Source organism: Vibrio sp. SCSIO 43137 (assembly GCF_028201475.1).
Classification (GTDB): Bacteria; Pseudomonadota; Gammaproteobacteria; order Enterobacterales; family Vibrionaceae; genus Vibrio.
This window is the reverse complement of the sequence record NZ_CP116383.1, coordinates 266,063-288,801: the sequence shown is the minus strand read 5'-3', so window position 1 is coordinate 288,801 and position 22,739 is coordinate 266,063. Positions and strand designations below refer to the sequence as shown.

Sequence of the window (22,739 nt, the reverse complement as noted above, 5' to 3'; positions counted from 1 at the left end):
GCTTTTTAACAGGAAAGTAAGCATGGCTATTCTGCACCTTGGCGGGACGCGATTAGCTCCGGTAAAAGCGAAAGCCCCACTAAACCGTAGATTTATGTACGCCATTGGATTTATCTATCTTCTGGCCATGCATTTTTACATTCCTAATAATGGCCAGTCCGGCTTATCTCTTCCTTTTAATATCGCCATCTGGATGGGACTAAGCTGGGTCTTTTTTATCGGTTTACGGCAGATAGTTGTCAACAGGCAAGTCCGTTACTCTAAACTGACCATAGGGCTGCTAATCAGTTGCCTGATTATGTCGATTCCTTTTGTTTACTCAGTTCCCGTGGCAATAACCGGTACGGTTAACAAGCTGACGGGACTCTGGCTGGGCTGGCTTCTTTTTCTGCTCCTTCAGCAGTTTTCATTAAGTAATGCTCATAAGCAACGGTTACTGTGGTTTATTGTTCTGGCCGCTTTAATTGAGGCTCTGCTGGCCTATATACAGTATTTCTTTCTCGGTCAGGGTAATCTAATCGGCTACGATCAAACATCCAATCAGCCTTATGGTATTTTTCAGAACATTAATACTATGAGCACCTTTCTGGCCTCAGGTTTAGTGCTTTCCGGTTACCTGCTGTCCCGCCAGCAAAGAAAGTATGGCGAGAAAATTTCCAGAACCACTCTGCTCTATCTTGCTCCTCTGATTCTGACTCCGGTGATCATCCTGCTGGCCTCCAGAACAAGCTGGCTAATCACATTAATCTCCGTGACATTATTACTGCCCTACCTGTTTAAGTTTTCTACCAGAAAGCGTTTTCTTGGCTGGATTGGCTCTCTGCTTGCAGGAATCGCCATCGGACTTATCATCGCCTTCTCTTCCGGCAACAGCGGCTATGTTGCCGGAGAAGTAGAGCTAGAGAGTGCCAGAAAAACAGTTCTGCCTCAGGCGGCGGATATGTTTATCGAAAAGCCGTTTACCGGTTACGGACAGGGTAGATTTGAAGCTGAGTATATCCTTTACACCGCACGGCAACATCAGCTCAATCCGGGCTACCCTGCCGCAGTAGAAAATATCCGGCATCCGTTTAATGAAGTTCTCTACTGGGGAATAGAAGGTGGGCTATTACCTGTGCTGGGTATCTCACTGGCGGCCTTTTTGGTGCTGATGAGAATCAGCTCTACCCGTAAAGGAACCCGGCTGGCGATCTTCGCCCTGTTAATGCCTATCGCCCTGCATGCTCAGATAGAGAATCCTTTTAACCTGTCCGCTATTCACTGGGTAACCTTTGTTATCCTGCTGTACTGGGTCGATCAGAGAACGGCCAAATACAAACGGTACGCTACACATAAATACATAAACAGTGGCGTGAGAATGTTCGCTTTATTGCTTCCTTTAGCGTTATGCAGCTATATGGCTCTGACTTTTCAGGCCAGCTATCAGCTAACGCAATTTGCTAAAAGCTACCCGAAACAGGAAAAGGTGTTAGAAGAAATTATTGCCCCACTCTCATTTCAGAATCAGGTAGAGTGGCTGAAGCATAGCAGCCGTTTCCGCTCCGGCCTTGTCGCGCAAGATTTAGCAAGCACACAAGAGTTTATTTTGTGGGCCCGTCAGGCTATTAAAAAGCAACCGACCAGACTTCTGTACCGGAATCTGATTCTGGCCTATTTTGCTACAGGAGAAGTGAGCAAGGCTGAGCAGATAAGAGATGAGGCAGGTTACCTGTTTCCGGATAGCGACTTTTCTATGCTCTATCTTGAACCGATAGTAAAAACCGAAAAACAGAATTAAACCGGGCAGCGATAACCTAGTCAATTGATGTTAAAGGCGGAGAGTAATCTCCGCCTTACTCTTTAATACAGAGTTTTTTAGTTCAATGTCTCTTCAAGGGCTTTCAGGCATAAAGCCACATTTTCAGATCGTGCCGCATAGCCCATTAAACCAATACGCCATGTTTTACCCGCCAGTTTGCCCAATCCTGCACCTATCTCCAGATTGTATTCATTTAACAGCCTCTGTCTGACTTCTGCATCGTCGACACCCTCAGGTATATTAACGGCATTAAGCTGAGGTAAACGGCAGCTTTCATCAACAGCAAAAGAGATCCCCATTGCCTCCAGACCGGCTTTAAGCTTTTCGTGCATTATCTGATGCCGTTTCCACGCATTTTCAAGGCCTTCATTCTTCAGTATCAACAGAGCCTCGTGCAGGGCGTACAGGCTGTTTACCGGTGCAGTATGGTGGTAACTCCTTTTACCCTCTCCACTCCAGTAACCCAATACTAAGCTTTGATCGAGAAACCAGCTCTGTACAGGATGCTGACGCTGGCGAATCTTATCAACGGCTTTTTGTGAGAATGTCAGTGGAGCTAAACCCGGCACACAGGAGAGGCACTTCTGACTTCCCGAATAAACAGCATCTAACTGCCACTCATCCACCAGCAGAGGAACACCGCCAAGAGAAGTTACTGCATCAACAATGGTTAGTGCTCCTCTCTCTCTGGCCAGCTCGCTCAGAGCTTTTGCATCACTAACTACGCCTGTAGAAGTCTCAGCGTGAACAAAAGCCAGAGCCTTGGCATCAGGATGTTCATCCAGAGCGGCTTTTACTTTTTCAAGGCTGATCGGTTGACCCCATTCATCATCAACCAAAATAGCTTCACCACCACAGCGGACGACATTTTCACGCATCCGCTCACCAAACACGCCATTACGGCAGACAATGACCTTATCGCCGGGTTCTACCAGATTAACAAAACAGGCTTCCATCCCGGCACTTCCCGGTGCTGAGACAGCAATAGTAAACTCATTTTCAGTCTGAAAAGCATATTTCAGCAGTTGTTTTAGCTCATCCATCATAGCGATAAACAGAGGATCTAAATGTCCGACTGTAGGGCGGCTTAGTGCCTGAAGTACCTGAGGAGAGATATCTGATGGCCCTGGCCCCATCAGGGTACGCTTAGGTGGAATAAAGCTCTGTATTGTCATAATTTTTCCCTTTGAACATCAACTTTGTTCTTTGTTTATCGAAACTACCTTATGATTTGTGCTCGGTAATATTGAAAGCAATGACTTAGATTAGAACATTTCAGCAGACTCAACAATTCGACTCAAGTCTAGAGGTCAAACCAGATATACAGGCAATGAATAAAGTTTGACTAAAAATTCATTTAGCCATTGACATTCCTGCTGCAAAAACGTTCAATGAACATCATTACAGAAGAGGAGCATTGCCCAGGCAAGTGTTTTGTGGAGCCTCAACTCCAATACACTACACTGAGGGGGAGCAATGCCGAGATGAGTATTTAGTGAGCGTAATTACTTGTCGGTTGAGCAGGCTGAATCCTGCTGACTGTCACCGGAACATCTGGTGGGGAGCTTCTGAGGTTATACTCATTTCTGATGTTTTTCCTCCGCTCCCGAATACTCTTCTCTTTGATAACAATTAAGTTTTCAGCAATTTTATGGATGAATAAAAAGGGAGAATTAGTGTGAGCACATTTAATGTCGCTAAGTTTGGCGGAACTAGCGTTGCGGACTTTACCGCTATGAGTCGTTGTGCAGCCATTATCGAAAACAATCCAGACACTAAACTGGTGGTAAGCAGTGCCTGTTCAGGGGTGACTAATCTGTTAGTTGAACTGGCCAGTGGCGTCAACTCTGAACGTCAGAAAGAGCTGTTACGTCAGTTAACTGAGTTGCACAATTCCGTTATTGATCAGTTAGCCGATCCTCTGGAGACGGAAAATAACGTTCACCAAGTGCTGAAACAGGTCGCCATGGTTGCAGAGCAAGCCGAACAGCAACCAAGCGACAAGCTTACCGATCAGCTTGTTGCCAGCGGCGAACTGATGTCGACCTACATTCTTACCCAACTAATGAAAGAGCGTGGCATAGACGCCGTCCGCTTTGATATCCGTGAAGTAATGAGGACATCGGCGGCATACGGGAAAGCAGAACCGGAACTGGAAGAAATTTCCCGGCTGGCTCAGGAAAAGCTGGTCCCCCTTTGTCAGAAACATGTCGTTATCACGCAAGGCTTTATCGGATCAGACTCTGAAGGCAATACAACCACACTTGGGCGCGGTGGCAGCGACTATAGTGCCGCCCTTATCGCTGAAGCCGTTGAAGCCAAAGGCCTTGAAATCTGGACCGATGTTCCGGGTATTTATACAACTGACCCCCGTATCGCCCCTAAAGCTTCACCAATTCCTGAAATCAGTTTTAGTGAAGCATCAGAGATGGCTAACTTTGGTGCCAAAATTCTGCACCCTTCAACGCTTCTGCCAGCCCTGAGACATCAAATCCCGGTTTTTGTCGGCTCTTCTAAAGCGCCAGAGAAAGGCGGAACCTGGATCAAGCAAGAAGTGAAAAGTGCCCCGCTGTTCCGTGCTATCGCACTGCGCTGCAACCAGACCATGGTAACCCTGCACAGCCCTAATATGTTCCATGCTTATGGTTTCCTGGCTGAAGTATTTAAGATTCTGGCGCGTTATAAGATCTCCGTTGATTTGATTACTACATCAGAGGTGAGCGTCTCCCTGACGTTAGATCAAACCAACACTGCCGGTGGCTCACCCGAACTGCCTGCCGAAGCGCAAAAAGAGCTGGAACAACTTTGTAGTGTTGAGATAGAACAAGATCTCTGTCTGGTTGCCCTGATAGGTAACAATATGAGCGAGTGTAAAGGTTACGCCAAAAAAGTGTTTGGTACGCTGGAAGATATTAACCTGAGAATGATCTGTTACGGAGCCAGCCAGCATAATCTCTGCTTCCTTGTCCGTTCAGCTGATTCAAGACGTTCCGTTCAGATGCTGCATCAGGAGCTATTTGAATTAAGAGAATAGTCACTGCATATACAGAAAAGGTCGGCAAATTGCCGACCTTTTATTTTTAACATCAAAGAGTAAAGCAACTTAATCGATATTTGGCGCCAGCCAACGTTCAGCCTGTTCTGCATCCCAGCCTTTTCTCTCGGCATAATCATCTAGCTGATCCTTTTGAATCTTTGCCACAGCAAAGTATCTTGAATCAGGGTGAGAGAAATACCAGCCTGATACCGATGCGCCCGGCAACATGGCATAGCTGGAAGTCAGCTGCATACCAATTTTTTCTTCCACTTGTAACAGATCCCATATCTGCTGCTTTTCACTGTGTTCAGGACAAGCCGGATAACCCGGTGCAGGACGAATTCCCTGATACTTCTCCCGGACGAGTTCTTCATTAGTAAGATTTTCATCCGCCGCATAACCCCATAGCTCTTTTCGGACCTTTTCATGAAGATATTCAGAGAAAGCTTCAGCCAGCCGGTCAGCAACGGCCTGAATCATAATAGAGTTATAGTCGTCTCCCTGAGCTTTAAACTGATCAGCCAGTTCACGCTCCCCGATTCCACCGGTAACAGCAAACATACCAACCCAGTCTGGTTTTGAGCTCTGCTTAGGAGCTATATAGTCAGACAAACAGTAGTTAAAGCCCTTCGGTTTCTCTGTCTGTTGACGCAGGTTATGCAGTTTACTGGCGAGCTGATTGCGTTTGTCGTCAGTATAAATCTCGATATCATCACCAACAGAGTTGGCAGGAAACAGTCCGCAAATACCTTTAACCTTAAGCAGCCCTTCTTTTTCAACTTTATCCAGCCAGAGATTAGCGTCACGATAAAGGCGTTTCGCTTCTTCACCTACTTCTTCATGTTCAAATATCGTCGGGTATTTACCCATCAATGACCAGGTCATAAAGAATGGAGTCCAGTCAATATAGTTGCGCAGCTCTTTCAGGCTCTCCGGTTCAAATACATGCACACCAGCTTTAACAGGCACAGGAGGAGTATATTCTGCCCAGTTAATATCAACCTTGTTCTCACGTGCTTGCTCGAGAGTGATCGGCTTAGTTCTTGGCGTTTTTCTGTTGTGCTGATCTCTTACTCTGTCATATTCCTTATCCAGCCTCTCAACAAACTGAGGCCTGAGTTCATCAGAAAGCAGAGAAGTACAGACACCCACCGCTCTGGAAGCGTTGTTTACATAAACCACAGGGTGAGAGTAGTTCTGTTCGATCTTAACGGCGGTATGTGCTTTTGAGGTTGTTGCACCACCAATCATAAGAGGAAGATCAAAGCCTTGACGCTCCATCTCTTTCGCCACATGTACCATCTCATCAAGAGAAGGCGTGATCAGGCCTGAAAGACCGATAATATCAACATTCTCTTCTTTAGCGACTTTAAGTATCTGTTCACAAGGCACCATCACCCCGAGATCGATAATCTCGTAGTTATTACATTGCAGTACCACACCAACAATGTTCTTACCGATATCGTGAACATCGCCTTTTACTGTAGCCAGCAAGATCTTACCGTTAGAGCTGCCAGCCTGTTTAGCCGCATTAATAAATGGTTCCAGATGCGCAACCGCCTGCTTCATTACCCGAGCAGATTTTACTACCTGTGGCAGGAACATCTTACCTTCACCAAACAGATCGCCGACAACGTTCATACCGTCCATCAGAGGCCCTTCAATCACCTCCAGAGGCTTCTCAGCATTAAGGCGTGCTTCTTCTGTATCTTCAACAATAAATTCGGTAATTCCTTTCACCAAAGCATGCTCAAGGCGTTTTTCTACCGGCCAGCCGCGCCACTCTTGTGCTGATGCATCTTCTTCTTTACCGACACCGTTTTCACGATACTCATTGGCAATATCCAGCAGCAGTTCTGTAGCATCTTCACGACGGTTTAGTACCACATCTTCAACCGCATCACGCAGCTTTAACGGTACATTGTCGTAGATTTCAAGTTGTCCGGCATTAACAATACCCATATCCATACCGTGTTTAAAACAGTGGTACAGGAACACAGCATGAATAGCTTCACGCACATAGTTATTACCACGGAAAGAGAACGAAACATTGGAAACACCACCAGAGATCATGGCGTAAGGGAGATCCCGCTTAATATCCGCGACGGCATTAATAAAATCTACCGCATAGTTATTGTGTTCATCTATCCCTGTCGCGATAGCAAAGATGTTCGGATCAAAGATAATATCTTCCGGCGGAAAGCCGACTTCATCCACCAAGATGCGGTAAGCATTGGTACAGATCTCCAGTTTTCTCTCACGGGTATCAGCCTGACCAACCTCATCAAAGGCCATTACTATCACAGCCGCACCATAGCGACGGATCAACTTAGCCTGCTCGATAAATTTCTCTTTGCCCTCTTTAAGGGAGATTGAGTTAACAATGCTTTTGCCCTGAATACATTTCAGGCCAGCTTCAATTACCTCCCACTTAGAGGAGTCAACCATAATAGGCACTTTAGAAATTTCAGGCTCTGAAGCACATAGGTTAAGGAACCGAACCATACAGGCTTCGGCATCCAGCATACCCTCATCCATATTAATATCGATGATCTGCGCGCCGTTCTCTACCTGTTGGCGGGCAACTTCTAACGCCTCATCATAAAGCTCTTCTTTGATCAGACGCTTAAATCGTGCAGAACCGGTCACATTGGTTCTTTCACCAACGTTTACAAACAGGGTGTCTTTATCAATAGTCAGCGGTTCAAGACCCGATAAACGACAGGCACGCGGAATATCAGGCAGGGCTCTAGGCTTAATACCTTCAACCACCTTGGCCATTTGACGGATATGTTCAGGTGTTGTGCCGCAGCAACCACCAACAAGGTTCAGGAAGCCACTTTTTGCCCACTCCTCAACATGCTCTGCCATATCTTCCGGTGACAGATCATACTCACCAAAGGCGTTTGGCAAACCTGCGTTAGGGTGAACAGAGACAAAGCTTTCGGAGATCCTCGACATCTCTACTACATACTGTCTTAACTCATCCGGCCCTAATGCACAGTTAAGCCCGAAAGAGATCGGATTTACATGTCGTAATGCGTTGTAGAATGCCTCTGTAGTCTGTCCTGACAGGGTTCTTCCCGATGCATCAGTGATGGTTCCGGAGATCATTACAGGAAGTTCCGTTCCCAGTTCTTCAAAAACTGATTCAACGGCAAACGCACACGCTTTAGCATTCAGGGTATCGAAAATAGTTTCAATCAGGATAAGATCTGAGCCACCTTCAATTAAAGCGCGGGTAGACTCACTATAAGCTTCAACCAACTCATCAAAGCTGACATTCCTGAATCCCGGATCATTTACATCTGGGGAAATAGAACAAGTACGGTTGGTCGGACCCAGTACACCAGCAACGAATCTTGGTTTTTCAGGCGTCTTTGCTGTCCATTCATCAGCAACTTCACGGGCAAGACGTGCAGCTTCGAAGTTTATCTCTGCACTAAGGCTCTCCATATCATAGTCAGCCATAGCAATGGTTGTAGCGTTGAAACTGTTGGTTTCTAATATATCTGCGCCGGCTTCCAGATACTTTGAATGGATCTCTTTGATTATCTGCGGCTGGGTAAGAACAAGGAGATCATTGTTGCCTTTCAGATCAGATGGCCAGGAGGCAAAGCGTTCTCCGCGATACTCTTTCTCTTCCAGTTTATAGCCCTGAATCATGGTCCCCATACCACCATCAATCAGTAAAATCCGCTGTTTAAGTATCTCTTCTATTTGCTCTCTAATCTTGCTTCCAGTCACAGTACAACCTCAATCCATTACTTATATCGCTACATCCTATCACAGCCAATATAGAAATCTAGACGTCTAAAATTAAAAATACTCTCTGTCAGAATAAACATCTGAATTAACATTTATTTTTCATATGACAATTGATAATTAAACAATTCAGGAGGAGAATTCACACTTTCTCATCAACCGGATTAACCATGACTGTCTACTACACTCTCTGTTTCCTTGCAGCTGCAGCAATGGCGATTGCATTTATCAACAGCAAAATAGGAAAAATGCAAACCACCATTGCCATCACCGCCGGCTCAATGATGCTTTCACTTCTAATCATAGTTGCCGGACATAACGATTGGTTTAATCTGATAGAAATTGCATCTACCACCATAGCTGAAATTAATTTTGAAGCTTTCCTGTTAAAGGGAATACTTGGCTTTCTGCTGTTTGCCGGCGGACTGGGAATTAAACTTCCTAACCTGAAAGATCAGAAGTGGGAGATCACGGTGCTGGCTCTGTTTGCAACTCTGTTCTCTACCTTCTTTATTGGTCTGGTACTGTTTGCCATTGTCAGTCTGCTAGGTATTAAACTAGGCTTTATTTACTGCTTACTATTCGGCGCACTTATTTCACCAACGGATCCTATTGCTGTTCTCGCCATTGTAAAAAAGCTGGACGCTCCAAAACGGATATCGACTCAGATAGAGGGCGAATCGCTGTTTAATGACGGCTTTGGTCTGGTACTGTTTGTCACCCTGTTTGCTATTGCTTTTGGTAGTGAAGCACCAACGGTCGGCAGTGTAAGCCTACTGTTTCTGCATGAAGCGGTCGGAGGAATTCTCTACGGCTTTGTTTTAGGTTTGGTTTTTCACTATCTGATTAGCGCAACCAATGATCACTCCATGGAGCTGTTACTTACCATTGGTATCCCGACAGCAGGTTACGTTTTCGCTGATATTATTCACGTCTCCGGTCCTCTGGCCATGGTGGTATCAGGCATCATGATTGGTAACTGGACACGCTTTGTCGGTTTCTCTAAAGAGAGCGAAGAGCATCTAGACCATTTCTGGGAACTGGTAGATGAGTTCCTCAACGGCGTTCTGTTTCTGCTTATCGGCCTTTCAATGCTTCTTTTTGAATTCCATAAAGAAGACTGGATTTTGATGGTACTGGCTATTCCTCTTGTTCTGCTAAGCCGTTATCTGAGTGTATTTATCTCTTACCTCGGCTTCCGCCGATTCCGCACATATAACCCTTGGTCAGTGAAGATTTTGACCTGGGGTGGCTTAAGGGGTGGTCTTGCGATAGCGATGGCACTGGCCATTCCTGCCGGTGTTATGGTTATCCCGGAGAAAGGAATAGATGTCAGGGAAATTATCCTGGTGATGACCTACTCTGTGGTTGTGTTCTCAATACTGGTTCAGGGAGCGACCATTACTCCCCTGATTAACAAAGCCAAATCTGCAGAAGAGTAGATACGATAAAGGGTAGCTGAGCTACCCTTTTTATTAATCATCTCTTGTAAAGTTGTCTTCTGAGAAGTGTTCCAAATCGTAAGGTGTCTGCTGGTATACACAGTAGTTTAACCAGTTCGAAAACAACAAGTGTCCATGACTACGCCAGCTGGCTATCGGCTGGTTATCCGGATTATCGTTAGGGTAATAGTTTACCGGTATAGCCGGATCCATCCCCTCACCAAGATCCCTTACGTATTCGTTGTGTAAGGTGTGACATTCATACTCAGGATGTCCGGTGACAAAGACATTCCGCTTATCTTTAGTTGCTGCCAGATAAACCCCTGCTACGTCAGACGTGGCCAGAATATCCAGATCCGTATGCTCTAACAAAAACTCAGAAGTAAAGTCTGCATACCTTGAGTGTGGCGCGAGAAAGTTATCGTCAAACCCTCTTAAAATCGGGTGGTAGATATCATGAATCTTATGGGTATAAACACCCGATAACTTCTCTTTGCGCGTTTTTTTCGGGAGGTCATAAAGTAATTTCAGACCAGCCTGAGCAGCCCAGCAAACAAATAGTGTTGAAGTCACATGATCTTTGGCCCAGTTCATGATGCTTTCAAGATGCTCCCAGTAAATCACATCTTCAAACTGTACTAACCCCAATGGTGCGCCGGTAATTATTAAACCATCAAAATTGCGTTGCCTGACGGTTTCAAACTGACGATAAAAGGTATCTAAGTGTTCTGTTGGGGTATTTTTGCTCGGCCGGTTATCAATACGCAGCAGTTCTACATCTATCTGTAGCGGGCTGTTCGACAGCAACCTGAGAAACTGAGTTTCGGTCTCAATTTTCTTCGGCATCAAATTTAAAATCAGTACCTTTAACGGACGAATTTCCTGTGTTGATGCCCGTGACATAGGCATAACAAAAATATTCTCGTTTTTGAGTACATCGGAGGCAGGAAGTCTGTCAGGGATCCTAATTGGCACGGCTCTCTCCATAAGCTATCTAGACGTCTATATAGCCAGATTAGCTTATGGAGCAGGAGAAGTCGAGTTTTTGAACAGAAGAGAAGAAGAAAATTTATCTATAGAGCTTTTATTTCCCTTAAACGCCAAAAAGCCCCAGCATTTCTGTGCGGACGGCCAGTCGCGGACGGCCAGTCTAAGGCTTAATATAAGTGGCGGACGGCGGGGACGCCTAGTCCGGGGTTGCGGTCTACGGGCAAACCTTTTGCGGGACTCGTTGGCCGAAGGCCAAAAGTAATACGCCAGATACGAAAAAACCCCAGTATTTCTACTGAGGTTTCAAATAAGTGGCGGAGCGGACGGGACTCGAACCCGCGACCCCCGGCGTGACAGGCCGGTATTCTAACCAACTGAACTACCGCTCCGCTGCGTGTCTGGTTAGACAAATTTAAAAGCCTGGCGATGTCCTACTCTCACATGGGGAAGCCCCACACTACCATCGGCGCTATTGCGTTTCACTTCTGAGTTCGGCATGGAGTCAGGTGGGTCCACAACGCTATGGTCGCCAAGCAAAATTCTGTTTTTGATTTCACTTTTTCTAAAAAAGTGAAAACCAACAAATCGGAAAGCTGTTTAAAAGTTCGTGTCTCTACACATTCAATGTTCTATTTGAGTCCAAAACAAAACCCCTTGGGTGTTGTACGGTTAAGCCTCACGGGCAATTAGTACAGGTTAGCTCAACGCCTCACAACGCTTACACACCCTGCCTATCAACGTCGTAGTCTACGACAACCCTTTAGGATACTTAAAGTATCAGGGAGAACTCATCTCAAGGCTCGCTTCCCGCTTAGATGCTTTCAGCGGTTATCGATTCCGAACTTAGCTACCGGGCAATGCGTCTGGCGACACAACCCGAACACCAGAGGTTCGTCCACTCCGGTCCTCTCGTACTAGGAGCAGCCCCTTTCAATTCTCCAACGCCCACGGCAGATAGGGACCGAACTGTCTCACGACGTTCTAAACCCAGCTCGCGTACCACTTTAAATGGCGAACAGCCATACCCTTGGGACCGACTTCAGCCCCAGGATGTGATGAGCCGACATCGAGGTGCCAAACACCGCCGTCGATATGAACTCTTGGGCGGTATCAGCCTGTTATCCCCGGAGTACCTTTTATCCGTTGAGCGATGGCCCTTCCATTCAGAACCACCGGATCACTATGACCTGCTTTCGCACCTGCTCGAATTGTCATTCTCGCAGTCAAGCGGGCTTATGCCATTGCACTAACCACACGATGTCCAACCGTGTTTAGCCCACCTTCGTGCTCCTCCGTTACTCTTTGGGAGGAGACCGCCCCAGTCAAACTACCCACCAGGCACTGTCCTCACCCCGGATAACGGGGCTAAGTTAGAACATCAAACATACAAGGGTGGTATTTCAAGGATGGCTCCACTGTATCTGGCGACACAGTTTCAAAGCCTCCCACCTATCCTACACATGTAGGCTCAATGTTCAGTGCCAAGCTGTAGTAAAGGTTCACGGGGTCTTTCCGTCTAGCCGCGGGTACACTGCATCTTCACAGCGATTTCAATTTCACTGAGTCTCGGGTGGAGACAGCGTGGCCATCATTACGCCATTCGTGCAGGTCGGAACTTACCCGACAAGGAATTTCGCTACCTTAGGACCGTTATAGTTACGGCCGCCGTTTACCGGGGCTTCGATCAAGAGCTTCGACCTAAGTCTAACCCCATCAATTAACCTTCCGGCACCGGGCAGGCGTCACACCGTATACGTCATCTTACGATTTTGCACAGTGCTGTGTTTTTAATAAACAGTTGCAGCCACCTGGTATCTGCGACTTCCGATAGCTCCATCCGCAAGGGACTTCACCGTCAGAAGCGTACCTTCTCCCGAAGTTACGGTACCATTTTGCCTAGTTCCTTCACCCGAGTTCTCTCAAGCGCCTTGGTATTCTCTACCCGACCACCTGTGTCGGTTTGGGGTACGATTCCTTACAATCTGAAGCTTAGAGGCTTTTCCTGGAAGCATGGCATCAATGACTTCACGCCCTTGGGCGCTCGACATCGTGTCTCGGCCTTAAGATTTCCCGGATTTACCTAAGAAATCAGCCTACGCACTTGAACCTGGACAACCGTCGCCAGGCCACCTAGCCTTCTCCGTCCCCCCATCGCAATTGTAAGAAGTACGGGAATATTAACCCGTTTCCCATCGACTACGCCTTTCGGCCTCGCCTTAGGGGTCGACTTACCCTGCCCCGATTAACGTTGGACAGGAACCCTTGGTCTTCCGGCGAGGGGGTTTTTCACCCCCTTTATCGTTACTCATGTCAGCATTCGCACTTCTGATACCTCCAGCAAACCTTACAGTTCACCTTCAACGGCTTACAGAACGCTCCCCTACCCAATATCTAAAAGATATTGCCGCAGCTTCGGTGTATAGCTTAGCCCCGTTACATCTTCCGCGCAGGCCGACTCGACCAGTGAGCTATTACGCTTTCTTTAAATGATGGCTGCTTCTAAGCCAACATCCTGGCTGTCTGAGCCTTCCCACATCGTTTCCCACTTAGCTATACTTTGGGACCTTAGCTGGCGGTCTGGGTTGTTTCCCTCTCCACGACGGACGTTAGCACCCGCCGTGTGTCTCCCGGATAGTACTTACTGGTATTCGGAGTTTGCAAAGGGTTGGTAAGTCGGGATGACCCCCTAGCCTTAACAGTGCTCTACCCCCAGTAGTATTCGTCCGAGGCGCTACCTAAATAGCTTTCGGGGAGAACCAGCTATCTCCAGGTTTGATTGGCCTTTCACCCCTAGCCACAAGTCATCCGCTAATTTTTCAACATTAGTCGGTTCGGTCCTCCAGTTGATGTTACTCAACCTTCAACCTGCCCATGGCTAGATCACCTGGTTTCGGGTCTATACCTAGCAACTCGACGCCCAGTTAAGACTCGGTTTCCCTACGGCTCCCCTAATCGGTTAACCTTGCTACTAAATATAAGTCGCTGACCCATTATACAAAAGGTACGCAGTCACACCACGAAGGTGCTCCTACTGCTTGTACGTACACGGTTTCAGGTTCTATTTCACTCCCCTCACAGGGGTTCTTTTCGCCTTTCCCTCACGGTACTGGTTCACTATCGGTCAGTCAGTAGTATTTAGCCTTGGAGGATGGTCCCCCCATATTCAGACAGGATATCACGTGTCCCGCCTTACTCGATTTCACTAATAATGACGTGTCGGTTACGGGGCTATCACCCTGTATCGCTGGACTTTCCAGACCATTCACCTGCATCATTAAAAGCTTAAGGGCTAATCCAATTTCGCTCGCCGCTACTTTCGGAATCTCGGTTGATTTCTACTCCTCCGGGTACTTAGATGTTTCAGTTCCCCGGGTTTGCCCTGTTAACCTATGTATTCAGTTAACAGTAACTGCTTATGCAGTTGGGTTTCCCCATTCGGAAATCGTAGACTCAAGTGGCTTTTACTGCCTAATCTACGCTTATCGCAAGTTAATACGTCCTTCATCGCCTCTGACTGCCAAGGCATCCACCGTGTACGCTTAGTCACTTAACCATACAACCCCAAGAGGTTTCTATGTATGGCAAACAACCAAGGTTTGTGTCTCTCATTATTTGAATGAGCGAGAGACATTTCGATTTTGCCGGACTCAAATATAAGCATCATTACTCAGTAATGTTGCTTCCAAGAACACTTGAATGTGTGTTGGTACCTAAATCTAAAAAAGACTTAGGATTTGAGAACTTTTAATTAGATAACAATCAATCAAATTGTTATCTGTCAGCTTTCCAAATTGTTAAAGAGCAATATCTGTAATAGACATTTTCTAAAGATTCTCAGCGACGAAAAACAAACCAACAATTAACAACCATTGGTTTGGAGTCTATCCAAAAACATTTAGAGAATGGTGGGCGATACCGGGCTCGAACCAGTGACCCCCTCCTTGTAAGGGAGGTGCTCTCCCAACTGAGCTAATCGCCCACTGTAGTTTTAATTCTTCGTGGAGGAAGAATGGTGGGTCGTGCAGGATTCGAACCTGCGACCAATTGATTAAAAGTCAACTGCTCTACCAACTGAGCTAACGACCCAATGGTATCCCGTAGGGGAGTCGAACCCCTGTTACCGCCGTGAAAGGGCGGTGTCCTAGGCCTCTAGACGAACGGGACATAGGTTTGTAAAAGTGTTGGGCACTTTCACAACAATACCCGCTATCAAGCAGGTATCTTTACTCTCTTTACTTTCTAAACCTAATCAATCTGTGTGAACACTCATCAATGCACAATCATCGTTTAAGGAGGTGATCCAGCCCCAGGTTCCCCTAGGGCTACCTTGTTACGACTTCACCCCAGTCATGAACCACAAAGTGGTAAGCGTCCCCCCGAAGGTTAAACTACCTACTTCTTTTGCAGCCCACTCCCATGGTGTGACGGGCGGTGTGTACAAGGCCCGGGAACGTATTCACCGTGGCATTCTGATCCACGATTACTAGCGATTCCGACTTCATGGAGTCGAGTTGCAGACTCCAATCCGGACTACGACGCACTTTTTGGGATTCGCTTACTCTCGCGAGTTCGCCGCCCTCTGTATACGCCATTGTAGCACGTGTGTAGCCCTACTCGTAAGGGCCATGATGACTTGACGTCGTCCCCACCTTCCTCCGGTTTATCACCGGCAGTCTCCCTGAAGTTCCCACCCGAAGTGCTGGCAATCAAGGATAAGGGTTGCGCTCGTTGCGGGACTTAACCCAACATTTCACAACACGAGCTGACGACAGCCATGCAGCACCTGTCTCAGAGTTCCCGAAGGCACTAATCCATCTCTGGAAAATTCTCTGGATGTCAAGAGTAGGTAAGGTTCTTCGCGTTGCATCGAATTAAACCACATGCTCCACCGCTTGTGCGGGCCCCCGTCAATTCATTTGAGTTTTAATCTTGCGACCGTACTCCCCAGGCGGTCTACTTAACGCGTTAGCTCCGAAAGCCACTCCTCAAGGGAACAACCTCCAAGTAGACATCGTTTACGGCGTGGACTACCAGGGTATCTAATCCTGTTTGCTCCCCACGCTTTCGCATCTGAGTGTCAGTATCTGTCCAGGGGGCCGCCTTCGCCACCGGTATTCCTTCAGATCTCTACGCATTTCACCGCTACACCTGAAATTCTACCCCCCTCTACAGTACTCTAGCTTGCCAGTTTCAAATGACCTTCCCGGGTTGAGCCCAGGGCTTTCACATCTGACTTAACAAACCACCTGCATGCGCTTTACGCCCAGTAATTCCGATTAACGCTCGCACCCTCCGTATTACCGCGGCTGCTGGCACGGAGTTAGCCGGTGCTTCTTCTGCAGCTAACGTCAAATGATAGTGCTATTAACACTACCACCTTCCTCACTGCTGAAAGTGCTTTACAACCCGAAGGCCTTCTTCACACACGCGGCATGGCTGCATCAGGCTTGCGCCCATTGTGCAATATTCCCCACTGCTGCCTCCCGTAGGAGTCTGGACCGTGTCTCAGTTCCAGTGTGGCTGATCATCCTCTCAGACCAGCTAGAGATCGTCGCCTTGGTGAGCCATTACCTCACCAACTAGCTAATCTCACTTAGGCTTATCCAATCGCAGAAGGCCCGAAGGTCCCCTCTTTTCCCCCGTAGGGCGTATGCGGTATTAGCTATCGTTTCCAATAGTTATCCCCCTCGACTGGGCAAATTCCTAAGCATTACTCACCCGTCCGCCGCTCGACGTCCAACAAATCATCCGAAGAGTCAATGTTGCCGTTTCCGCTCGACTTGCATGTGTTAGGCCTGCCGCCAGCGTTCAATCTGAGCCATGATCAAACTCTTCAATTTAAGTTTTTGTGGCTCAATGAATACTGAACATTACATAAGTAATGTTTGAATTGACTGTGCTGAGTCTTTCGACTCGTTGGTCACTTCGTATCATTGAAACCGAATTGAAACCGAAGTTTCTAATTTGATTATCATCAACGAGTGCCCACACAGATTGATAGGTTTAAATTGTTAAAGAGCTTTGCTTTATATGCCTAAGCATTTCAGCAGGAGGCGTATAATACGCGTTCTACTTATAAAGTCAACATAATATTTTCATTTAATTCAATAAAAACATTATGGTAACTCACCTCATAGAGGCAAGTAGAAATTAAAAGCCTGGCGATGTCCTACTCTCACATGGGGAAGCCCCACACTACCATCGGCGCTATTGCGTTTCACTTCTGAGTTCGGCATGGAATCAGGTGGGTCCACAACGCTATGGTCGCCAAGCAAAATTCTGTTTTTGATTTCACTTTTTCTAAAAAAGTGAAAACCAACAAATCGGAAAGCTGTTTAAAAGTCTTATTTACACATTCAATGTTCTATTTGAGTCCAAAACAAAACCCCTTGGGTGTTGTATGGTTAAGCCTCACGGGCAATTAGTACAGGTTAGCTCAACGCCTCACAACGCTTACACACCCTGCCTATCAACGTCGTAGTCTACGACAACCCTTTAGGATACTTAAAGTATCAGGGAGAACTCATCTCAAGGCTCGCTTCCCGCTTAGATGCTTTCAGCGGTTATCGATTCCGAACTTAGCTACCGGGCAATGCGTCTGGCGACACAACCCGAACACCAGAGGTTCGTCCACTCCGGTCCTCTCGTACTAGGAGCAGCCCCTTTCAATTCTCCAACGCCCACGGCAGATAGGGACCGAACTGTCTCACGACGTTCTAAACCCAGCTCGCGTACCACTTTAAATGGCGAACAGCCATACCCTTGGGACCGACTTCAGCCCCAGGATGTGATGAGCCGACATCGAGGTGCCAAACACCGCCGTCGATATGAACTCTTGGGCGGTATCAGCCTGTTATCCCCGGAGTACCTTTTATCCGTTGAGCGATGGCCCTTCCATTCAGAACCACCGGATCACTATGACCTGCTTTCGCACCTGCTCGAATTGTCATTCTCGCAGTCAAGCGGGCTTATGCCATTGCACTAACCACACGATGTCCAACCGTGTTTAGCCCACCTTCGTGCTCCTCCGTTACTCTTTGGGAGGAGACCGCCCCAGTCAAACTACCCACCAGGCACTGTCCTCACCCCGGATAACGGGGCTAAGTTAGAACATCAAACATACAAGGGTGGTATTTCAAGGATGGCTCCACTGTATCTGGCGACACAGTTTCAAAGCCTCCCACCTATCCTACACATGTAGGCTCAATGTTCAGTGCCAAGCTGTAGTAAAGGTTCACGGGGTCTTTCCGTCTAGCCGCGGGTACACTGCATCTTCACAGCGATTTCAATTTCACTGAGTCTCGGGTGGAGACAGCGTGGCCATCATTACGCCATTCGTGCAGGTCGGAACTTACCCGACAAGGAATTTCGCTACCTTAGGACCGTTATAGTTACGGCCGCCGTTTACCGGGGCTTCGATCAAGAGCTTCGACCTAAGTCTAACCCCATCAATTAACCTTCCGGCACCGGGCAGGCGTCACACCGTATACGTCATCTTACGATTTTGCACAGTGCTGTGTTTTTAATAAACAGTTGCAGCCACCTGGTATCTGCGACTTCCGATAGCTCCATCCGCAAGGGACTTCACCGTCAGAAGCGTACCTTCTCCCGAAGTTACGGTACCATTTTGCCTAGTTCCTTCACCCGAGTTCTCTCAAGCGCCTTGGTATTCTCTACCCGACCACCTGTGTCGGTTTGGGGTACGATTCCTTACAATCTGAAGCTTAGAGGCTTTTCCTGGAAGCATGGCATCAATGACTTCACGCCCTTGGGCGCTCGACATCGTGTCTCGGCCTTAAGATTTCCCGGATTTACCTAAGAAATCAGCCTACGCACTTGAACCTGGACAACCGTCGCCAGGCCCACCTAGCCTTCTCCGTCCCCCCATCGCAATTGTAAGAAGTACGGGAATATTAACCCGTTTCCCATCGACTACGCCTTTCGGCCTCGCCTTAGGGGTCGACTTACCCTGCCCCGATTAACGTTGGACAGGAACCCTTGGTCTTCCGGCGAGGGGGTTTTTCACCCCCTTTATCGTTACTCATGTCAGCATTCGCACTTCTGATACCTCCAGCAAACCTTACAGTTCACCTTCAACGGCTTACAGAACGCTCCCCTACCCAATATCTAAAAGATATTGCCGCAGCTTCGGTGTATAGCTTAGCCCCGTTACATCTTCCGCGCAGGCCGACTCGACCAGTGAGCTATTACGCTTTCTTTAAATGATGGCTGCTTCTAAGCCAACATCCTGGCTGTCTGAGCCTTCCCACATCGTTTCCCACTTAGCTATACTTTGGGACCTTAGCTGGCGGTCTGGGTTGTTTCCCTCTCCACGACGGACGTTAGCACCCGCCGTGTGTCTCCCGGATAGTACTTACTGGTATTCGGAGTTTGCAAAGGGTTGGTAAGTCGGGATGACCCCCTAGCCTTAACAGTGCTCTACCCCCAGTAGTATTCGTCCGAGGCGCTACCTAAATAGCTTTCGGGGAGAACCAGCTATCTCCAGGTTTGATTGGCCTTTCACCCCTAGCCACAAGTCATCCGCTAATTTTTCAACATTAGTCGGTTCGGTCCTCCAGTTGATGTTACTCAACCTTCAACCTGCCCATGGCTAGATCACCTGGTTTCGGGTCTATACCTAGCAACTCGACGCCCAGTTAAGACTCGGTTTCCCTACGGCTCCCCTAATCGGTTAACCTTGCTACTAAATATAAGTCGCTGACCCATTATACAAAAGGTACGCAGTCACACCACGAAGGTGCTCCTACTGCTTGTACGTACACGGTTTCAGGTTCTATTTCACTCCCCTCACAGGGGTTCTTTTCGCCTTTCCCTCACGGTACTGGTTCACTATCGGTCAGTCAGTAGTATTTAGCCTTGGAGGATGGTCCCCCCATATTCAGACAGGATATCACGTGTCCCGCCTTACTCGATTTCACTAATAATGACGTGTCGGTTACGGGGCTATCACCCTGTATCGCTGGACTTTCCAGACCATTCACCTGCATCATTAAAAGCTTAAGGGCTAATCCAATTTCGCTCGCCGCTACTTTCGGAATCTCGGTTGATTTCTACTCCTCCGGGTACTTAGATGTTTCAGTTCCCCGGGTTTGCCCTGTTAACCTATGTATTCAGTTAACAGTAACTGCTTATGCAGTTGGGTTTCCCCATTCGGAAATCGTAGACTCAAGTGGCTTTTACTGCCTAATCTACGCTTATCGCAAGTTAATACGTCCTTCATCGCCTCTGACTGCCAAGGCATCCACCGTGTACGCTTAGTCACTTAACCATACAACCCCAAGAGGTTTCTATGTATGGCAAACAACCAAGGTTTGTGTCTCTCATTATTTGAATGAGCGAGAGACATTTCGATTTTGCCGGACTCAAATATAAGCATCATTACTCAGTAATGTTGCTTCCAAGAACACTTGAATGTGTGTTGGTACCTAAATCTAAAAAAGACTTAGGATTTGAGAACTTTTAATTAGATAACAATCAATCAAATTGTTATCTGTCAGCTTTCCAAATTGTTAAAGAGCAAAGATTCTTTACTTACAAAGAAGTATCGAAACCATTTTTAAATATTCTCAAAGAGAAAACACTTAAAGATGGTGGAGCTAAGCAGGATCGAACTGCTGACCTCCTGCGTGCAAGGCAGGCGCTCTCCCAGCTGAGCTATAGCCCCATCAGTATGGTGTAACTTTTAAATCGTTTGAGAACAAGGCAGATTGTAAGGACGTGTACTTAAGTACACGACGAGCAATCTAACGCCGTTATCAGAAGATTTGGTGGGTCTGAGTGGACTTGAACCACCGACCTCTCGCTTATCAGGCGAACGCTCTAACCACCTGAGCTACAGACCCATATCTTTACTTTTCTAAACCTAATCAATCTGTGTGAACACTCATCAATGCACAATCTATCGTTAAGGAGGTGATCCAGCCCCAGGTTCCCCTAGGGCTACCTTGTTACGACTTCACCCCAGTCATGAACCACAAAGTGGTAAGCGTCCCCCCGAAGGTTAAACTACCTACTTCTTTTGCAGCCCACTCCCATGGTGTGACGGGCGGTGTGTACAAGGCCCGGGAACGTATTCACCGTGGCATTCTGATCCACGATTACTAGCGATTCCGACTTCATGGAGTCGAGTTGCAGACTCCAATCCGGACTACGACGCACTTTTTGGGATTCGCTTACTCTCGCGAGTTCGCCGCCCTCTGTATACGCCATTGTAGCACGTGTGTAGCCCTACTCGTAAGGGCCATGATGACTTGACGTCGTCCCCACCTTCCTCCGGTTTATCACCGGCAGTCTCCCTGAAGTTCCCACCCGAAGTGCTGGCAATCAAGGATAAGGGTTGCGCTCGTTGCGGGACTTAACCCAACATTTCACAACACGAGCTGACGACAGCCATGCAGCACCTGTCTCAGAGTTCCCGAAGGCACCAAAGCATCTCTGCTAAGGTTCTCTGGATGTCAAGAGTAGGTAAGGTTCTTCGCGTTGCATCGAATTAAACCACATGCTCCACCGCTTGTGCGGGCCCCCGTCAATTCATTTGAGTTTTAATCTTGCGACCGTACTCCCCAGGCGGTCTACTTAACGCGTTAGCTCCGAAAGCCACTCCTCAAGGGAACAACCTCCAAGTAGACATCGTTTACGGCGTGGACTACCAGGGTATCTAATCCTGTTTGCTCCCCACGCTTTCGCATCTGAGTGTCAGTATCTGTCCAGGGGGCCGCCTTCGCCACCGGTATTCCTTCAGATCTCTACGCATTTCACCGCTACACCTGAAATTCTACCCCCCTCTACAGTACTCTAGCTTGCCAGTTTCAAATGACCTTCCCGGGTTGAGCCCAGGGCTTTCACATCTGACTTAACAAACCACCTGCATGCGCTTTACGCCCAGTAATTCCGATTAACGCTCGCACCCTCCGTATTACCGCGGCTGCTGGCACGGAGTTAGCCGGTGCTTCTTCTGCAGCTAACGTCAAATAATAATGCTATTAACATTACTACCTTCCTCACTGCTGAAAGTGCTTTACAACCCGAAGGCCTTCTTCACACACGCGGCATGGCTGCATCAGGCTTGCGCCCATTGTGCAATATTCCCCACTGCTGCCTCCCGTAGGAGTCTGGACCGTGTCTCAGTTCCAGTGTGGCTGATCATCCTCTCAGACCAGCTAGAGATCGTCGCCTTGGTGAGCCATTACCTCACCAACTAGCTAATCTCACTTAGGCTTATCCAATCGCAGAAGGCCCGAAGGTCCCCTCTTTTCCCCCGTAGGGCGTATGCGGTATTAGCTATCGTTTCCAATAGTTATCCCCCTCGACTGGGCAAATTCCTAAGCATTACTCACCCGTCCGCCGCTCGACGTCCAACAAATCATCCGAAGAATCAATGTTGCCGTTTCCGCTCGACTTGCATGTGTTAGGCCTGCCGCCAGCGTTCAATCTGAGCCATGATCAAACTCTTCAATTTAAGTTTTTGTTGGCTCAATGAATACTGAACATTACATAAGTAATGTTTGAATTGACTGTGCTGAGTCTTTCGACTCGTTGGTCACTTCGTATCATTGAAACCGAATTGAAACCGAAGTTTCTAATTTGATTATCATCAACGAGTGCCCACACAGATTGATAGGTTTAAATTGTTAAAGAGCTTTGCTTCTTGGTTTCCGTTAAGGTCTTCCCTGAAGCGAGGCGGCCA

General features: G+C 47.5%; 6 protein-coding genes, 6 tRNA genes, 6 rRNA genes and 1 riboswitch. Of the genes, 3 read left to right on the top strand and 15 right to left on the bottom strand.

Annotated elements, in window-relative coordinates; translation table 11 throughout:
- Nucleotides 1–22 precede the first annotated feature (22 nt).
- A complete protein-coding gene (locus PK654_RS01430; protein WP_271697244.1) occupies nucleotides 23–1,777 on the top strand; it encodes a PglL family O-oligosaccharyltransferase in 1,755 nt (584 codons plus the stop codon).
- Nucleotides 1,778–1,854: 77 nt separating this feature from the next.
- Here PK654_RS01430 and PK654_RS01425 read toward each other — a convergent pair whose 3' ends face one another.
- Nucleotides 1,855–2,973, bottom strand: a complete 1,119-nt coding sequence (locus PK654_RS01425; RefSeq protein WP_271697242.1) for a pyridoxal-phosphate-dependent aminotransferase family protein — start codon at nucleotides 2,971–2,973, stop codon at nucleotides 1,855–1,857.
- 224 nt (nucleotides 2,974–3,197) lie between these two features.
- Nucleotides 3,198–3,374, top strand: a riboswitch (Lysine riboswitch).
- A gap of 102 nt (nucleotides 3,375–3,476) precedes the next feature.
- Here PK654_RS01425 and lysC point away from each other — a divergent pair.
- Nucleotides 3,477–4,832 (top strand): lysine-sensitive aspartokinase 3, encoded by a 1,356-nt coding sequence (gene lysC, locus PK654_RS01420; RefSeq protein WP_271697240.1) that lies wholly within the window; start codon nucleotides 3,477–3,479, stop codon nucleotides 4,830–4,832.
- A gap of 69 nt (nucleotides 4,833–4,901) precedes the next feature.
- On the opposite strand, the gene metH is transcribed toward lysC, so the two are convergent.
- Nucleotides 4,902–8,582, bottom strand: coding sequence for a methionine synthase (metH, locus tag PK654_RS01415; RefSeq protein WP_271697238.1), 3,681 nt, complete (start codon nucleotides 8,580–8,582; stop codon nucleotides 4,902–4,904).
- 188 nt (nucleotides 8,583–8,770) lie between these two features.
- On the opposite strand from metH, the gene PK654_RS01410 reads away from it, so the two are divergent.
- On the top strand, nucleotides 8,771–10,042 hold the full coding sequence (locus PK654_RS01410; RefSeq protein ID WP_271697235.1) for a cation:proton antiporter: 1,272 nt from the start codon (nucleotides 8,771–8,773) through the stop codon (nucleotides 10,040–10,042).
- Between the two features lie 33 nt (nucleotides 10,043–10,075).
- Here the strand turns inward: PK654_RS01410 and metA are convergent, their stop codons facing one another.
- The 13 genes from metA to PK654_RS01345 form a co-directional block, all read right to left on the bottom strand.
- Complete coding sequence (gene metA / locus PK654_RS01405) at nucleotides 10,076–11,017, bottom strand: homoserine O-acetyltransferase MetA (protein WP_271697233.1); 942 nt, start codon at nucleotides 11,015–11,017, stop codon at nucleotides 10,076–10,078.
- A gap of 327 nt (nucleotides 11,018–11,344) precedes the next feature.
- Nucleotides 11,345–11,421: transfer RNA gene (locus tag PK654_RS01400), tRNA-Asp, on the bottom strand.
- Between the two features lie 29 nt (nucleotides 11,422–11,450).
- Nucleotides 11,451–11,566: ribosomal RNA gene (rrf, locus tag PK654_RS01395) — 5S ribosomal RNA — on the bottom strand.
- A 131-nt stretch (nucleotides 11,567–11,697) separates the two neighbouring features.
- Nucleotides 11,698–14,585: ribosomal RNA gene (locus PK654_RS01390) — 23S ribosomal RNA — on the bottom strand.
- 350 nt (nucleotides 14,586–14,935) lie between these two features.
- Nucleotides 14,936–15,011 (bottom strand) — tRNA-Val (locus tag PK654_RS01385).
- 31 nt (nucleotides 15,012–15,042) lie between these two features.
- A tRNA-Lys gene (locus PK654_RS01380) sits at nucleotides 15,043–15,118 on the bottom strand.
- Between the two features lie 2 nt (nucleotides 15,119–15,120).
- Nucleotides 15,121–15,196: transfer RNA gene (locus PK654_RS01375), tRNA-Glu, on the bottom strand.
- 124 nt (nucleotides 15,197–15,320) lie between these two features.
- Nucleotides 15,321–16,872 (bottom strand): 16S ribosomal RNA (locus tag PK654_RS01370).
- 316 nt (nucleotides 16,873–17,188) lie between these two features.
- Nucleotides 17,189–17,304: ribosomal RNA gene (gene rrf, locus PK654_RS01365) — 5S ribosomal RNA — on the bottom strand.
- Nucleotides 17,305–17,432: 128 nt separating this feature from the next.
- Nucleotides 17,433–20,321, bottom strand: a 23S ribosomal RNA gene (locus tag PK654_RS01360).
- Nucleotides 20,322–20,641: 320 nt separating this feature from the next.
- Nucleotides 20,642–20,717, bottom strand: a tRNA-Ala gene (locus tag PK654_RS01355).
- A 101-nt stretch (nucleotides 20,718–20,818) separates the two neighbouring features.
- Nucleotides 20,819–20,895 (bottom strand) — tRNA-Ile (locus PK654_RS01350).
- Nucleotides 20,896–20,958: 63 nt separating this feature from the next.
- Nucleotides 20,959–22,511 (bottom strand): 16S ribosomal RNA (locus tag PK654_RS01345).
- The 16S, 23S and 5S rRNA genes sit together here with 6 tRNA genes alongside, the layout of an rRNA operon.
- Nucleotides 22,512–22,739 lie beyond the last annotated feature (228 nt).

Bases quoted from the DNA above. Each gene is read 5' to 3' on its own strand.
- PK654_RS01430 (WP_271697244.1), top strand. From the start codon at position 23: ATGGCTATTCTGCACCTTGGCGGGACGCGATTAGCTCCGGTAAAAGCG.
- PK654_RS01425 (WP_271697242.1), bottom strand. From the start codon at position 2,973: ATGACAATACAGAGCTTTATTCCACCTAAGCGTACCCTGATGGGGCCA.
- PK654_RS01410 (WP_271697235.1), top strand. From the start codon at position 8,771: ATGACTGTCTACTACACTCTCTGTTTCCTTGCAGCTGCAGCAATGGCG.